Below are 16,877 nucleotides of genomic sequence, written 5' to 3'. Positions count from 1 at the left end.
TGCTCTTCTGTCTTCCGAAAGCCCGTGTTTCGACTTTATGTTTTTTGGTCCTTGCCATTTCCATTTAATTTCATGATTTTTTTGAAGTTTTATTGGCACCATTCTTCAAGCTTTTCTGCTCGCTATCATAAAAATTTTTGACGGCACGAAATTTTATGAAAGCTCCTATCGGAATTTGTGCCGCAAGGTCAATCTGGTCTTCAACAAGATTGGCAATAACCGGATAGCCGCCGGTAACCGGCCGATCACGCAAAAACAAAACCGGCTCGCCATTTGCAGGAACTTCTATTGCCCCCGTTACTGTGCCTTCACTCGGCAATTCATCACTTCGCGAGCGCTCGAGACGGGTGTCACTTTGTAATCTTATGCCAATTCTGTTGGAAGCTGGCGTCACTTGCCACGTTTTTTCAAAAAACATCTCAATTGATTGCTCTGTAAACCAATCGGTCCGCGGCCCCATAACCACATCAAGTACCACTTTATCGCCTGCTTTCGGCAGGAAGTAAGGATCATCAAGCGACAATAAAACCGGCTGCAAAGGGCTATCATTGGCTATAAAGATGTTGTCACCTGCTGATAGCGGTTTCGGCCCCAAATTGGAAAGACTGTCGAAAGACGCACTTTTTAAAACCGGTTCAACTTTAAAGCCGCCACGCAAAGCCATATAGCTACGAAAGCCTGCCAAGGGCCTCCCAAGAATAATTTCATCGCCTTCATCAATGGCAAGCGGTATATTTTTTTCAAAAACAAAAACTTTGCCTTTTGCCGATTTGATGGTAATCGGCAGGTTAGCACCGGTAAAAGCAATAACCGATGGTTGCAATGCTTTTATACGCGCATTTCCATAGGTAAATTCCAGCACCGGTTGTTCACGAGCATTGCCGACAAGTCGGTTGGCATTGGCCATTGCTTTCTGGTCAAGCGCCCCTGAAGGGGAAAGCCCTTGCAAAGATTGGTACAAACGCCCACGATCCTGAAACGTCACCGGCATCAATGTAGTTACCAATTTGAAAACCGCATTTTCTTGAGGGTTCGGCGTTGCTTCGGTGGCTGATCTTCCGTTGTCGTCATGACCGCCCGTTTTTGCTAAACTGGCTTTTTCATTCGCCTCTGCGGCTTTCGTCGAAGCACTGCTCTTTAAAGCTTTGCTACCCGACCTATCCGGCAATAGTTTTCCATCGTCAGGCGAAAAAAAGTTTTGTGATTTTTCCTGTTCGGCAATCTCAATCCTGTCATTTTTCATTTGTTTTTCGGAAAGAGTTCCGACTTTTTCCTTTCGGGATAAGGAAAAGCTTGTCGTCCCTTTGGAATGCGCAGAATAATCTTTTGTCACATCGACAAAATGCACTCTGTCACCCGGTTTTAGAAGTGAAGGCGGTTCACGGTCGAGATCAAACATTTTAACATCTGTCCGCCCGATCAATTGCCAGCCACCGGGACTCGGTTGCGGATAAACACCACCGAATTTCCCCGCAAGTGCTACAGAACCGGCGGGAATAGATTTTCGTGGTGATGCGCGTCTTGGAACATTAAAAATGGGATCGCCGCCGGTCAAATAGGCAAAACCGGGAGCAAAGCCACAAAAAGCAACCTGATAATGGCTTTCTGTATGACGACGGATAACCTCTTCACGGTCAATTTTTAAAAGAGCAGCAACATCATCAATATCTTCCCCGTCATAGACAACCGGTATTTCGACAAGTTTGCCGCTTTTTTGTTGTCCTTTTTCAAGTTTCAATCCCGCAATTTGTGTCTCCAATGTGTTTTCATCGGCAAAAGCGGGATCAAACCTGACGAGCAAAGTTCGCGCTGCCGGAATAATTTCGACAATAGCTTGAAAACTTTCTTGAACTTGAAGATTTTCTTGGCCTTGCCGATCTTTCTCTCCGCGCCGAATTTCTTGCTGCAAGCGGTCAAACAAAGCCAATGTTTCTTCAAGATCGGCAAGCTCGATCAGAAAAGCCGAATTATTGACACTAAGAAAGCGCATGGGGAAAAGGCACTCCCTCAATCAACAAATGGCTTTAAAGAAACTCCGGCTTCTTCAAGACCGGCTTTGACAGCTCTAGCCATTAATACAGCACTCGGGCTGTCGCCATGGAGGCAAATTGACTGTGCATCAAGGCTAATCTCTTTGCCATCAATCGCGGTAATTTTTCCTGTCTTGACAAATTTCAGCATACGTTCGGCAACGATAGCAGGGTCACTCAACACAGCACCTTTTTCGCGGCGGGATAGAAGTGTCCCGTCACTCTTATAGGCACGGTCGGCAAAAGCTTCAGCCACCACAACAAGTCCGGCTTCACGGGCAAAAGGAATAAGGTCCGAGCCCGCCAAGGCCATCAATACCAGCGACGGCTCGACCGCTTTGATCGCATTGATAATGGCTTTCGCCTGACGCATATCATGGGCAATTGTATTATAGAGTGCGCCATGCGGCTTCACATATGAAACTTTGGTTCCTGCCGCTTTGGCAAGCCCCATAAGCGCCCCGATCTGATAAATGGCGTCGCCCGTCAATTCACTATCGGTCGGGTCCATATTGCGGCGCCCGAAGCCTACAAGATCACGATAGCCGATATGGGCACCAACGCGCACATTATTCTTCTTGGCCGCCTCGAGTGTGCGTAAAATACCGGCAGGGTCGCCAGCATGAAAACCACAAGCGACATTGGCACTGGTAACAATAGACAACATTTCGCTATCTTCGCCCATTTTCCATGGACCAAAACTTTCACCCAGATCGCTGTTCAAATCAATTGATTTCATTCTAACCTCCCTTTTGCCGAATATAGATTTTTGTTTATTTTATATTGTTGAACAATCTAACTTTGATTGTTAGACATTGCAATCATGTTCTTTCTCAAATAAACTTGTAAATATATTTGGAGGATGTCGAAACGGGAGGATTGCGATTTTGCTATCAGGTTTTATGCATTTCAATTCAAGACTTTGCGCGAGCGCTTGCGCTCGGTTAAAAATCGAGGGGTGGGAAGGATTATGAAAACCGGCAAAGACGAAATATCGCTTGCAGACCAAACAGTCAAAGCGATTGAAACAGGCATTATCAGTGGCCAATATCATCCGGGCGAACATTTAAGCGAAGCAATGCTTGCAAAAAAATTGTCGGTTTCACGGAATACATTGCGGGAAGCATTCCGGATACTCACCAAAAACGGACTTGCCGAATATCGTGCCAATCGCGGTGTTTTTGTGACAGTTCCCGACTTCAATACGATTGTCGATGTTTACAATGCGCGCCGCATTATCGAAGTGGGCGCGGTGCGCAACATGAATTTTCCTCATCCCTCTATCGTTTTGATGGACAAGGTGGTTGAAAAAGCAGAAAAACTTTGTGAAGAAGAAAAATGGCAGGATGTCGGTACTGCCGATATGGAATTTCACCAATTGCTGGTAAGCCTTGGCAACAGTCCGCGGCTTGACCGGTTATTTTCCGAAATCACAATCGAGTTGCGGCTAATCTTCGGTCTGGTTACCGATTTACAATCGCTCCATCAGCCTTTTGTCGCCATGAACCGCGATATCGTCGAAGGCTTAAAAAAAGAAAAGCCGAAAAAAGCAGCACGCCTTCTCAAGGCCTATCTCAAACAATCCGAAAGGATGATTGTCAGAGCCTATAGAGCACTGCAAAAATAACTCCCCCTTCTCTCCGTTCTGTTGTTATCTTTGGCTTATCTCTTGCTGAGTGTATTTCAGCTCGTTATTTCAAGTCGTGTATCTCACACCGGCATTCTTCACCGTGTTTTTGCGCGCAAGTGCCGGTTATTTTCGCAACCCGTTATTCTGTGCATATTATTTGCGGCATGAAAAATTGAACGTCACATTGCTTTGTAGAATATCGCCTCTCATTGCCGGATAATGTGACAATGGTTTTCACTTCAATTTTGCCTTTGTCCTTTATATATTCTGTTTTATTCAAACTGTTCAGCACTGCTTCCGGAACGGCTTCAAGGCAAATATGGATGTTGCTTTTGTCGAAACGGAGTAGCTCAATGTGTTACTCATGCTAGACCCGTTTTATCATGATAATAAAGGGCGCACCTATGCTTCGAGAAAATATCGCCGATCTTATGGCCTTTATGGTTGTTGCCGAAGAAAAAAGCTTTACCAAGGCAGCCCGCAAGCTCAATATTTCGCAATCGGCTTTGAGCCATTCGATAAAAAATCTGGAAGAACGTCTCCATTTACAATTGTTGCGCCGCACCACACGTTCGGTTGCACCGACCAATATTGGCGAACGGCTTCTCGAACTTTATACGCCCCATCTTGTGGAGATGGAAAGCGAGCTTAAAAACCTTTGCGAGACAATCGACCACCCATCCGGCACAATCCGCATAACCGCGCCCGATTATGCGGCAAAAGCCATTTTATGGCCCAAGCTTTACCCGCTTCTTGCAAAATATCCCGATATTCATCTCGAAATTTCGATTGATTATGCCTTGACCGACATTGTGGCCGAACGTTTCGACGCCGGTGTGCGGCTTGGTGAACAGGTCGAAAAGGACATGATCGCGCTAAAAATCGGGCCGGATTTACGCATGGCAGCTGTCGCCTCACCACAATATCTTGAAAACCATTCCATTCCGGAAACGCCGCGTGATCTTCTTGAACATCAGTGCATCAATCTTCGATTGCCGACATCCGGCGGTTTTTACGTGTGGGAATTTGAAGAAAATGGCCATGAATGTAAAATAAGGGTCGAAGGGCAATTGAGCTTCAACACAATCGATCAGGCATTGGATGCTGCCGAAGCCGGTTTCGGCATCGCCTACACAACCGAAGATGCTGTGGTCGAACGGGTGGAAAGCGGGCGGCTTAAACGCATTCTTGAAAATTATTGCCCGCCATTTCCGGGATATTATCTCTATTATCCAACACGGCACCAACACACCGCTGCTTTTCAACTGGTTATCGATTGTTTGCGCTATAAAGCTTTATAAGATTATGCGCCCACACATTTTGAATTTCAATTTCCGAGAAGGCCTCTAAAAAGGTTCGTTCCATGCACGATTCCGGTTTTTTCCATCGCGTTTTTCATCCTGTCCGCTAAACCTCCCAGTGTTGCATTGTTGCAGATTTGTTTTCCTGTTTCCCTGATATTTCTACCACCTCCGCCTGAGACTCTTTTTTTATATTGACGACTTAAACTATTTTTTTGACCGATAAACTTCGAGGGCCAAAAATTGGCAAATCAGCTTGTTTTATGAAAATTTTGCATAAAGCCTAGTTTCTTGCGCCCGCTTTCAAAAAAAGTGCTTTTCGGATTAATCTCGATCATAATGAGCGTCCGCGCATAGTCGATCAAAGATAGTGCAACTTTGAAAATGCATTTTTGTCAAAGGGTTTCAAAAAATGGTCAAACGCAACTGGGTAATAACCGGTGTCTCAAGCGGTTTTGGTTATGAAATGGTCAAACAGGTTTTAAGCCGCGGTGATAAGGTATTGGGGACTGTGCGCAAAACGGCACCTGTCGAAGACTTGATTGCCCGTTATCCTGATCAATTTCATGTCGAAATTTTAGATATGAGAGACCGGAAGGCTGTGAAACAACTTGAGCAAAAGACAGAAGAATTGTTTTCAATAATCGATGTGATTGTGAGCAATGCCGGATATGGATTATTCGGGGCGGCTGAAGAATTATCGGATGAAGAAATTGACGACATTATCGCAACCAACCTCACCGGTTCGATCGACTTTATCCGCGCCTTCCTGCCCATTATGAGAAAAAAACAACATGGGCGCATCATTCAGATTTCTTCCTATGGGGGGGAAGTCGCTTTTGCCGGAAATTCGCTTTATCATGCGACAAAATGGGGCATAGAAGGTTTTTGTGACTCGCTTTCACAAGAAATGGCGCCATTCAATATTGGCGTGACCATTGTCGAACCCGGTGGAGCAAGAACCGAATTCCGCTATAAAAGCGCAAAAATTGCAAAGCCGATCGAGGCTTATGACAATACGCCCGCCCATGCTTTTCAAAAAATGCTTGATCGGAAAAACGGCTTGGCCGCAGGGGATCCGGAGCGTATGGCTGCCCGCATTATCGAAAGTGTCGATATAACGCCCGCACCGTTACGTATGGTGCTCGGTTCAGGTGCTTTAAAAACCACCATTGAGGTTCTGAAAAGAAGGCTTGAAGACTTCAAAGAGCAGGAACAACTCGCCGCTTCAACCGATTTTTAAGCGGGATGAAACAACCCTTTTCTTAAATCTCCGTCAAAGCCGAATATTAAAGTGCTATGGGTTCCGTCAGAAGATGCGTTTCAGCCAAACGGAAACATTTTTAGCCAAAAGATCAATTGCGTTCGGCTGAATTGTCGTGTCTTTTCTTTCATGCTGTAACCGTTAAATGATTACGTTTTTCTCACCCCTCAACTGGCAAATCCTTGGCCGAAAGCCCGATCTATTGCATTCAGCGCCTATTGTTTGCTATTTTTCTCGTGGTGTATTTTATAGCGTAGTGCAATGACACCCTGACCGGCGTTTTTTGCCTCCAGCAATTCGAGTGACTGGCCGGCGGCCGGATTTGCTTTCACCAAAACCTTTTCTCCCGTTGCACTATTATCCGTGCGAGGTGACCAATCAAATAATGAAGGTGCAGCTTTGCGCCCGTCAATACCGGGATAGATCATCACACTCAATTCATTAATAAGCCCGTTTTCCAAAAATGCTCCGTTAATCGTGCCACCACCTTGCAAAACAATTCGCTTCATATTGAAGAAACGCCCAAGACTTTCCATGGCTTCCACAAGGTCATTTCCATCCTCACCGGCGAAGACATAGGAAATTTCCAAGCTACGAAGATGTTCCAGATAGGCTTGCGAAGTTTTTTTGCCCAAAACAACAATAATGTTTTCGCCGCAAATTTTGTCGCCCTCATATTTGATGCGCCCATGGCGATCGACAACAATGCATAGCCGTTTTGTTTCGCGCTTACCGATAAAAGGTTGCGGGTCAATCACTCTTACAGGATTTGGGTCATTGAATTCCTGCTTCGCAAAATGCCTTTGAACGGTAACGCGCCCCAGCATTTCCGCGTCGCAATTGAAACTGTCGCTAAGGTCATAATAGGAAATTGTCGCCTTATCATTTTCTGTTCCGTCATAAGGCGCAGTCCAATGATCTTCCACGATTTTTCCGTCAATCGACGTCATCATATGACAAATTATAAACGGGCGCATGATTTCTCCTTGAACAATAAAATCATGAAAGAGCAACGAAATAAGCAAAGGCTCTTTGAAACAGTCTTCTTGATCTATAAACGCTTGAAGCCCCCTCATAAACCGGCCTCTTTTCACAAGGCCTATTAGAAAAATTCATCAATAGAGAAGTGGGAATGAAAAAGCGGGCTTTGCCTGAAACGCGTTCTTTTTTAAAAGCTCGCAAAAATAAAACATACGGATATATGGGAAAAAAAGCACGACATCAACTTGAAACTCGAGGGATGAGCCTCTCTCTTTCTCAAAATTGCTTAAGCTTCCTCAGTCCTACGTCTACCTTCCCTTCTCACTCCTTTCGCTTCCCTTTCCCGTTTGTCGTGCGATTTCCCCTCTGACAGCCTCGTTCCTGACCTTTCCGATGGCCTTCTATTCCCCTCTTTTTTGCCGATTTTTTTAAAAAATCCTGTTGGTTGTTTCGGTCTATCTTGCAAAAAAAACAAAACTGGAGAATAGTTTCCAAAAAAGGTAAAGTTTTTGCGAAATGATCGGGACGAGCAAACCATTTTCCGTGGTTATCAGGGTGTTGTGCATTTTCGCACTGCTCAACCTCGCCTTCGCCCATAATCGCAATTTTCCGGTTCTACCAAACAGTTTTGAAGCCCACTCGTCTCACCATCATGAAAGCGTTTGGCAGAACCATTCGCATATGGTTTCTGAAGGCAACATTTGCTCGAAAAACGCAACTTCAAAACCGCAAAAATTAAGCAAAAAACACCATAATGACAATTCATGTCATGAACTGGGTGCATGTCATGCCTGCCGCATCGGCGCATCAATGCTCACCCCGCCCGATAGTGTTGAAATCGGCGAACATAATCTTTTTTTGGTCGAGATTTTACTGCCCTATGATGCGGTAACCTTCGGCACTTTCTTTGTAAAATCCAACGCCTCGCCGCGTTCCCCGCCATTGTCACTCATAAGCTGACAGGTCCAACATATCAAAACATCGAATTTTTAAAAAAATGGCCGCGTTTTTTGCCGACGTGGCGCAAATGTTTGCTGCTATTTTTTTTAAGTTTCCAATTGTGATTTTAAAACTTGTCAGCCTGTTTTTTTCACCGTCAAAACGCATGGTTTAAAGCCTCACAAAAAACGAGGCTCGGAGAATGCCCTTCATGGCCATTCCCGTTTGTTTTCCATGCCTGACAAAGTTTCAATCCACTTTTCTTTATGGATTTTTAAAAATGGATTCTCTCTTTCAAACCGACAGGCGGTTTAGTGCGTACTCGGACGCACTAAAATCATCGTCTGCCGCAATTGGTGCCATTGCTGCCCTTTCCACCCTGCTCATGATAATGCCGACGGGTGCAAAAGCCGAAACGGCTATAAAAAACGAAAAGAGCACGATAACGCCGATTCAAACCCCGCCAATAAGTCCCGAACAAAAAGAGGCAGCGAAGGCTGCAGAAAAAGAAAACATAGTTCTCAGACCGGTTATCGTTACATCTGCTGCCATGTCTTCACCGGTCACTGTTGTTACCAATCCGAAAGCCCCACGCCAGCCTATTCCCGCTTCGGATGGTGCCGATTATCTTAAAACTATTCCCGGTTTTGCAACCATTCGCAATGGCGGCACCAACGGCGACCCCGTTTTTAGAGGCCAATTCGGCTCGCGTCTTAATATTGTCAATGACGGCAGCACGATTATGGGCGCCTGTCCGGGGCGGATGGATAATCCGACATCCTATATCTCGCCTGAAAGCTATGACCGGCTCACTGTTGTGAAGGGGCCTCAAACCGTGCGCTATGGTCCCACCGGTTCAGCGGCAACAATTTTGTTTGAACGCGACCCGCAGCATTTTGACAAACCGACCGTCAAAGGCGATTCCAGTATTGTCATCGGTTCCAATAGCCGTTTTGAATCCCGCCTTGATGGCACTGTCGGGGTACGCCCCGGCTATATCCGGATTATCGGCAATAAAGCGCTTTCCCATGATTATCATGATGGTGATGGCAACAGTGTTCCCTCAAAATGGGATAAATGGAATGGCGATATGTTTTTGGGGTTCACTCCAGACGAAAATACATTGTTCGAGCTTTCGGGCGGCGGCGGTGATGGTGAAGCCCGTTATGCAGGCCGCGCTATGGATGGCAGCCAATTCAAGCGGGAATCGCTTTCTGCCAAATTCATCAAAGAAAATATCAATGACCGGCTCACCAAGATAGATGCGCAATTTTACTATAATTATGCCGATCACATTATGGATAATTTCCGTTTGCGCCACCTTGCGACCAGCGCTTCCCCGCTGCCAATCGGTATCACCAGCACAGGCAAACCGGGCACCGGTCATATGGGGCATATGTCGGCTATGGGGGCCATGGATATGAACCATATGATGGGCAGCGGAGGCGGAAATCCGATGGCCGGTATGGGAGGCATGACCGGCATGGGAGGAATGAATGGCACGGGCGGTATGGGGGACATGGGCGGAATGGATATGTCATCCATGCCGATGGAATCGCGCCTTGACCGGCGCACCATGGGCGGCCACTTTACCACCAATTGGGATTTAGGCGATTTATCGCTCGTGAGCGGGGTTGATGTTCAAACCAACACCCACCGCAAAAGAAAAAGCCGCAATATGATGAGCATTCACGGTTGGGATAAGGATGCGGTATTTTTCAATTACGGACTGTTCAGCGAAGCCACATGGAACTTTGCCGAAAATCAACGCGTTGTTTTTGGCGGCAGACTTGATCGAGCTTCTGTGAAAGATGAGAGAAGCACAAGTCCGACAGATGGCGACAAGCGAAACAGAACATTGCCAAGCGGTTTTCTTCGTTATGAGCGCGACCTTGATCAAATACCGCTCACAACCTATATCGGGCTTGGCCATGCCGAGCGTTTCCCCGATTATTGGGAACTGTTTTCGCCAAAACAATCGGAGGCAAATTCACTCAATGCATTTGACGGCATAAAGCCCGAAAAAACCACCCAACTTGATTTCGGTGCGCAATATAGCGGGGAAAATAGCAACATCTGGGCTTCCGCTTATGTCGGCCGGATTGATGACTATATTCTCTTCGACTATTCAAGCAGGCAGTCAAAAGCATCGAATGTCGATGCCACCATAATGGGGGGCGAGTTGGGGCTTTCCCATATGTTCTTCAATGTTTGGAAGTTTGATTCAAGCCTTGCCTATTCGTGGGGGAAAAACACCACTGACAATGAAGCTTTGCCGCAAATTCCACCTTTGGAGGGAAGGCTCGGCCTCACCTATCAAAAAGAAAAATGGAGCATCGGCGGCCTTTTAAGGCTTGTTGCCAATCAACCGCGTATTGCCGAAAATAAAGGCAATGTTGTGGGGAAAGACTTTGATAAAAGTGCGGGCTTTGGTGTTTTTTCTTTGAATGGCAGCTACAAGATTTCAAAAAATGTGGCTTTGACCGGCGGGGTCGATAATCTCTTCAACAAAGATTATTATGAACATCTGAACCGTGATGGCGATGCCGGTTTCGGTTTTCCCGCCCATTATCAAGTGCGAGAGCCCGGGCGCACCTTCTGGGCAAAAGCCGATTTCAAGTTCTGAGATCCATTTGTCAAGTTAAGGCAAATAATATCAAACTTTGCCCATTATATTTCAGCTTATGTTGTGAGGCATAATTTTTTTAAAAATTATGCCTCACATAACAGCGGAATTGAGTGCCACGTGCAACAAAACCACCAAATAACCTTTCAGACTTGGCACAAAAACTTTTTAACGGTCGAAAACGCCGATTTAATGCCTCTCACCTTTCCGGCAATTCCTTGAAGCTTTCTCATGCAAAATGTTTTTCTGACCTCAAGAACATGGATGACAAGAATAATTCTGGTCTAATATTTGCGATTGATCTTGTTACGCGTTTGAAAAGCCTGATGGAAAGCGCATAAAATTGATCGCGTTTTTTTCCAAAAATTATCCTGTTTGGAGACCGGTTTCCAGCATGGAACACCGAAATTTATTCTAAAAAATCGGTGACAACAAAACCGATAAAAAGTTTTTCATGGGTAAACAAATAAAACTATACCAAAATTATCAAAAATAAGTCATAGTCGATTTTTAACAATTTTTGCGGTAATCGTGATGAGCCAACAACCATCCATGAATCCGACAGTTTATGACAGTGAAAAGCCTGCAACTTTTTTGGGACTTTTGCGCTATTCGCGTTTTTTTACCGGCTTCGCTATCATCACGGCCATTATTGCAGCGGCTTTGAGCATTGCGCCCTTCTATGTGATTTCGCTTATTGCCGGCGAGCTTTTGAAACCGACGGTCAACCCGACGAGACTCTGGTATCTTGCAGGTGTTGCAACCGGCCTTGTTCTGCTTAGATGGATATTCGTATCTTTAAGTGACATGCTTGCCCATAAAGGGGCCTTCACCATTCTCTTTACACTTCGAAAAAGAGCAGCCCAAAAACTGGGTGAGGTTCCACTGTCGTTTTTTGCAAGCCAGTCTTCGGGAAAACTCAGGCGCACGCTTTACGATGATATTGACAGTCTCGAAAGTCTTTATGCGCATATTTTGCCAAATCTAAGTTCTGCGCCCATTGTATCGCTTTCGGCTCTTATCCTTTTGTTTTTTGCCGATTGGCGGCTTGCCATTATTGTTTTAATCCCCTTGCCGATTGCCTTTTTTGCCCAATGGTGGATGACACGCGGCATGGGCGATGACATGCGTGAATGGATTGGTTTACAGCAAAAAATTTCAGGCGAAATCAGCGAATTTATCCGTGGTGTTAACGTTATCAAAAGTTTCGGTCTCGATACGCGGTCTTTTGGCAATCTTTCAAAGACAATCCATAATGCGGTTGACTGGGCGCATAGTTTTGCTGCCAGAGTGACACGCTCGTTTATGACATTTGCTATTTTACTGCGCGGCAATCTTGTTCTGGTCGCCCCGATCGGAGCCATATTCTATGTAAACGGTTCACTTGACGCGGCTACTTTTGTGTTATTTTTGCTTCTTTCGCCACTGGTGCTTGAACCTTTATTGACCCTTTCAGGGGCACTTCATGAAAAAATGAATCATATCGAAGCGATGGATCATATCAACGAGGTTTTGACTGCAAAACCGCTTATCGAAAGTCACAACAGCAAAACGCCTAAAGGCCCCTATGAAATTGTTTTTGACGATGTCTCTTATAGTTACGGCAAAAGGCTCGCGATCGACCATGTCAGTTTTAGCGCAAAAGCCGATCAAGTTACGGCATTGGTGGGGCCAAGCGGTTCGGGCAAAAGTACAATTCTGAAACTCGTTGCGCGACTTTATGAATTCGACCACGGGCATTTAACCATAGGTGGCCTTGATGTACGCGACTGGCGGCTTGACGACCTTCTCAACAAGACCAGCATTGTTTTTCAGGATGTTGTTCTCCTTTTTGGCACTGTTGCCGATAATTTGCGCATTGCAAAACCCGATGCGAGTGATGAAGAACTTAAAGAGGCCTGCCGCCTTGCCAAAGCAGACGGTTTTATCGAAGCCTTGCCGCAAGGTTATGATACGCTCCTTCAGGAACGCGGCTCGCAACTTTCCGGCGGTGAACGCCAAAGGCTTTCGATTGCCCGCGCTTTTTTGAAAAATGCGCCAATCCTGCTTCTTGATGAACCGACTTCAAGTCTTGATCCGGAAAATGAAAACCTCATCCACGAAGCTCTCGAAACACTTTATAAAAATCGCACAGTTCTCATTGTTGGCCATCATTTGCAAAATCTCGTTTCTGCCGACAAGATTATTGTGATGGATCATGGCAGGCTAGCGGGCGAAGGCCGCCATGAAGAGCTTTTGAAAAATTGCCCGACCTACCGGATTTTATGGCAAGACCAGCTTTCGGCAGGAAACTGGTCACTCGGAGAAGAGGCGGGAGAAGCCGAAGAAAAAACCGGCTCCAAGGGGCAAGACGATAACACGCTTTCAACACAACAGGATGTTTTGGCAAAAAAAGGCGGGCAGTCATGATAATCGATATTTTAACGTCCGGTTTCCGGCTGTCGAAAACGCGCGACAAACAACTCGTTCACGGCATTTTATGGACGATTGTCGAAGGATTTTTTGCAGCTCTTCCCTTTGTCTTCCTTTTTATGATGTTGACACAGGCCTTTGCCAAAGAGCTGACCATCAAAGCCGCTATTTTCTTCGGGGCTGGCATGGTTTTGAGCTTTTTGTTGCGCATCGGCGCAAGTGCAATCGGTGCGCCGAAAGTATATAATGGTGCTTTCACGATGATGGGCGAGGCACGCCTTAATGTAGCAGAGCATTTGCGCAAACTTCCCATGGGTTGGTTCAACAAGCAAAGAAGCGGAGACCTTGCAGGAAGACTGACTTCCGATATTACTTTTGTCGAACATATGTGGTCGCATTTCATCCAGCCATTTGTTGCCGGTTTTTCAATGCCGGTTTTCCTGACCATTTTTCTTTTCTTTGTCGACTTTCGTCTGGCAATTGTCATGCTTTGCGGCTTTCCTTTGACTTTGCTTGCCTTGTTATGGACGCTCTCTATGGGAAAAAGCGCAGGTCTGAAACTTGGAAAAGCCAATAGTGCCGTGCAATCGGCTTTGCTTGAATATGTGCAAAGTATCACTGTTATTCGCAGCTTCGGACGTTTCGGCAATAGCTGGAAAAGACTTGTAAAAATCCTCGACGACCAGCGCAATGCATGGTTCCACGCCGAAACGAGAACCTCGCCTTTCCTGTCATGCTTCGGTTTTGTGCTGGAAATGAGCTATATCAGTCTGGTTATTTTCGGCATTTATTGGTTGGCAAACGACAAGCTCACTGTCTCTCAATTGTTGATTTTTCTGATTATCGCTTTGCCCGTCTACCACCAATTATATGAAGTTGGTCAGGCAATGTTGATGTTGCGTCTGGCAAACCGTTCGCTTATGCGCATTGAAGCGCTGCTTCATGAACCGACGCTACCCGAACCGCAACATCCCAAAATGCCGGAAAACTATGAAATCCGTTTCGACCATGTGAGCTTCAGCTATGATAAAAAAGAGGCGAATAACACAAAAGAGACGGGCAACGCAAAAGAAGCGAATAACAAAGTCCTTGATGATATTTCATGTACGATCAGGCCGCAGGAATTGACCGCCATTGTGGGCCCGAGCGGTGCCGGAAAGACAAGTTTTGTTCACCTTATCGCCCGCCTTTGGGAAAGAACAGAAGGTAAAATCACAATCGGCAATATCGACCTTAAAGACATAGGGACAGAAAATCTTCATCGTTTGATCGGCATGGTATTTCAGGATGTGCTTCTCTTTTCCGGCACGGTTTATGACAATATCAAAATCGGCAAGGAAGATGCGAGCCGTGAAGAAATCATCGAAGCGGCAAAACAGGCCGAAGCACATCAATTCATCATGGCATTGCCGGAAGGTTATGACACCGTGCTTGACGAGCATGGAAGCTCGCTTTCGGGTGGTGAACAGCAGCGCATCTCCATTGCCCGCGCTTTCCTGAAAAACGCCCCGATATTGCTTCTTGATGAAGCAACCGCAAGCCTTGATCCGTCGGCGGAAGCAGAAATCCAACGCGCCATGAATGCATTGACCAGAACTCGTACAGTCGTTGTCATTGCCCACCGGCTGAACAGCATCCGCCGGGCTAACCATATCATTGTTCTGAAAAACGGGAAAATCGTCGAAGAAGGAACCCATGATACGTTGGTGAAAGCCGATGGTCTTTATCAAAAATTATGGAATAACCAGAATAAAGCGCGTGGCGTATTCCCCCATAGCGCAGCCATTCTGAATTGATTCTAAGGCAAATAAAAAGCGAAACCAGCCGCCGCCGATCAAACTCGAAATTTCAAGATTTTCCGGCTGGAAAAGCTGATCTTCAAGCCTTGTCCCCCGAGAATTGCCAAATGCGACAGCGCGCTCTTTGCCGGAAAGAATGGGACAGCACGCTCTTTGCCGGAAAGAATGCGATGTTATGCCCTTTATGGGAAAATTGGAGTGCGTGCTTTTTGTGAGAAAATTAATCGTCACCTTCTCCGCAACAGGCGCAATTTGAAGGAACTCGCTATTTCTTAGAATGGCCGGTCATCCAAGGATAAGCACTGTTCATTCTGGCAAACTTCCAGCAATCCGGTAAACGACATGAAAACCTGATTGACAGACAGCGATATTTTCTTCAATACCGGTTTATTAAAACTTGACTATTATATTCATTATTATTCGTCTATAGTTTTAAAACCTAAAAAAACAATCGGTGCGGGAGCTTAAGAGATGGAAAAGACAAAAAACAGGAATACGGCTGAACTCACGCCGGAAAACCACATGGACGGGATGGAGCGTCTTGAACTAACGGTCAACCGGATTTATGAACCTTTTTCCCACCTCGTCCGCCTGACCGGAACAATCAACCCGACAAACCCGATTGAATGGCAACAGGCAAATGTTGCCGTGCGTTTCGAGATAGGCGAAACCGGACAAGGCCGCAAGGTTTACCGGATTTATACAATCCGTTCTTTTAATCCCGCGACACATGAAATCGAAGTCGATTTTGTCAAACATGAAGGGGAAAGCCCCGCTATCAACTGGCTTCAAAGTTTGAAAGCCGGATCTCATGCTTATTTGATTGGTCCGCGCCCGCAATTTTCAACGGAAGAATATAAAAATAAAAAGCTGAAACTCTTTGCTGATGAAACCGCCATTCCGGCCGTTTTTTCCATTCTTTCCCATTGGCCGGAAAACACCGAAGCCGAAATCTATATCGAATCCGCAACTGCAGAAGCAGCCGGTGAACTCCCCGATAACAAGGGGGTCAAAAAACATATCTATGTGCGAAAGGAAGAAGAATATCCGGGGCAAACCGGTTTTCTTGTTCACTCGGCTGAAAAGATTAGCTCCGCAGAAGGTTGCTCCATCTGGATTGCCTGTGAACGCGAAGAAGCCCGTGCAATCAGGAAACATTTCATGACTAACTGCAATGTGAAAAAGCAGAATATCAAAGCCATCGGATATTGGCGTCTCGGGCTTGCCAGCTCGGAAATAGAGAAAATTCGCGGCAAATATTATAACGAACTTATTGCACAGGGAAAAACCGAAAAAGATTTTGATGAATTCGATATTCCGGCTTGATCGGTGGCGAGACTAACACTGGAACACCTATAGTCACGAGATTTCCCCAGCGGCTGAAGAGCGACCGATAATAAATCCCCGACGTTTGAAAGGTGAGCGGTGACAAATATAAGTTTAAAAAAGCCGGTATGTCGCCGGTGCCGGCTTGAAAAGTGAGCTGTTGATCTGTTTTTTAAAATTGCCCTGCTTTTATCGGCTGTCAAAGAGGTGAAAGGAATTGGATTTTTCTTGTCCCCTTTTTATTCTCATACCCAGCCCCCAAAAATCACACTCGTAAAAACCGGCCTCTATCACTTTTCAAGAGCTGACTTTTCTTCGAGAGCATACTCCTTCTTGAGTAGATCGGTATTTTATTCAAAAATTAGCGCTATGCGTTGATGAGCGCCTGTCTGCTTAGCCAAATGCGGAACACAGATATTTTTTAACCTGTTTTTGAAAGCTTGGCTTCTGGCCTCAAAAAATCATAAAACATTATGGAAAATGCCTTAAAACCGGATTTGATTTTAAAAATATTCATTTTTATAATTTTTATAATAATTACTCACATATTTTCAAATATAAGCCTATTT

11 protein-coding genes are annotated in these 16,877 nt (G+C 45.6%); 8 read left to right on the top strand and 3 right to left on the bottom strand.

The window, feature by feature from the left end; translation table 11 throughout:
- Nucleotides 1-70: 70 nt before the first annotated feature.
- On the bottom strand, nucleotides 71-1,990 hold the full coding sequence (gene pxpB / locus H3V14_RS03315) for a 5-oxoprolinase subunit PxpB (protein ID WP_198226599.1): 1,920 nt from the start codon (nucleotides 1,988-1,990) through the stop codon (nucleotides 71-73).
- A 17-nt stretch (nucleotides 1,991-2,007) separates the two neighbouring features.
- Nucleotides 2,008-2,769 (bottom strand): LamB/YcsF family protein, encoded by a 762-nt coding sequence (locus tag H3V14_RS03310; RefSeq protein ID WP_198226597.1) that lies wholly within the window; start codon nucleotides 2,767-2,769, stop codon nucleotides 2,008-2,010.
- A 123-nt stretch (nucleotides 2,770-2,892) separates the two neighbouring features.
- Here H3V14_RS03310 and H3V14_RS03305 point away from each other — a divergent pair, with 123 nt between their 5' ends.
- From H3V14_RS03305 to H3V14_RS03295, 3 genes are all read left to right on the top strand, one after another.
- Entirely contained in the window at nucleotides 2,893-3,657 is a 765-nt protein-coding gene (locus H3V14_RS03305; protein WP_198215820.1) for a GntR family transcriptional regulator, read from the top strand.
- 407 nt (nucleotides 3,658-4,064) lie between these two features.
- Entirely contained in the window at nucleotides 4,065-4,961 is an 897-nt protein-coding gene (locus H3V14_RS03300) for a LysR family transcriptional regulator (RefSeq protein ID WP_198226595.1), read from the top strand.
- 412 nt (nucleotides 4,962-5,373) lie between these two features.
- Entirely contained in the window at nucleotides 5,374-6,204 is an 831-nt protein-coding gene (locus tag H3V14_RS03295; RefSeq protein WP_198226593.1) for an SDR family oxidoreductase, read from the top strand.
- A 236-nt stretch (nucleotides 6,205-6,440) separates the two neighbouring features.
- Here H3V14_RS03295 and H3V14_RS03290 read toward each other — a convergent pair whose 3' ends face one another.
- A complete protein-coding gene (locus H3V14_RS03290) occupies nucleotides 6,441-7,202 on the bottom strand; it encodes a dihydrofolate reductase family protein (RefSeq protein WP_198226591.1) in 762 nt (253 codons plus the stop codon).
- A 520-nt stretch (nucleotides 7,203-7,722) separates the two neighbouring features.
- Between H3V14_RS03290 and H3V14_RS03285 the strand changes: the two genes are divergently transcribed.
- The 5 genes from H3V14_RS03285 (at nucleotide 7,723) to H3V14_RS03265 (ending at nucleotide 16,308) form a co-directional block, all read left to right on the top strand.
- Entirely contained in the window at nucleotides 7,723-8,166 is a 444-nt protein-coding gene (locus tag H3V14_RS03285) for a hypothetical protein (RefSeq protein ID WP_198226589.1), read from the top strand.
- Nucleotides 8,167-8,425: 259 nt separating this feature from the next.
- Nucleotides 8,426-10,771, top strand: coding sequence for a TonB-dependent copper receptor (locus tag H3V14_RS03280; RefSeq protein ID WP_198226587.1), 2,346 nt, complete (start codon nucleotides 8,426-8,428; stop codon nucleotides 10,769-10,771).
- A 534-nt stretch (nucleotides 10,772-11,305) separates the two neighbouring features.
- Nucleotides 11,306-13,180: an ABC transporter ATP-binding protein gene (locus H3V14_RS03275; protein ID WP_198226585.1), complete on the top strand. Its 1,875-nt coding sequence runs from the start codon at nucleotides 11,306-11,308 to the stop codon at nucleotides 13,178-13,180.
- Nucleotides 13,177-14,979 carry an ABC transporter ATP-binding protein gene (locus H3V14_RS03270; protein ID WP_198226583.1) on the top strand — a complete coding sequence of 601 codons (1,803 nt, stop codon included), beginning with the start codon at nucleotides 13,177-13,179 and terminating at the stop codon, nucleotides 14,977-14,979. Before H3V14_RS03275 ends, H3V14_RS03270 begins: the two co-directional genes overlap by 4 nt.
- 474 nt (nucleotides 14,980-15,453) lie before the next feature.
- The gene (locus H3V14_RS03265; RefSeq protein ID WP_198226581.1) at nucleotides 15,454-16,308 is read left to right on the top strand and encodes a siderophore-interacting protein; all 855 of its coding nucleotides are present in this window, start codon (nucleotides 15,454-15,456) and stop codon (nucleotides 16,306-16,308) included.
- Nucleotides 16,309-16,877: the final 569 nt, after the last annotated feature.

It is taken from the genome of Bartonella sp. W8151 (assembly GCF_016100385.1).
Classification (GTDB): Bacteria; Pseudomonadota; Alphaproteobacteria; order Rhizobiales; family Rhizobiaceae; genus Bartonella; species Bartonella apis.
This window is presented reverse-complemented; position numbering and strand designations above follow the sequence as displayed.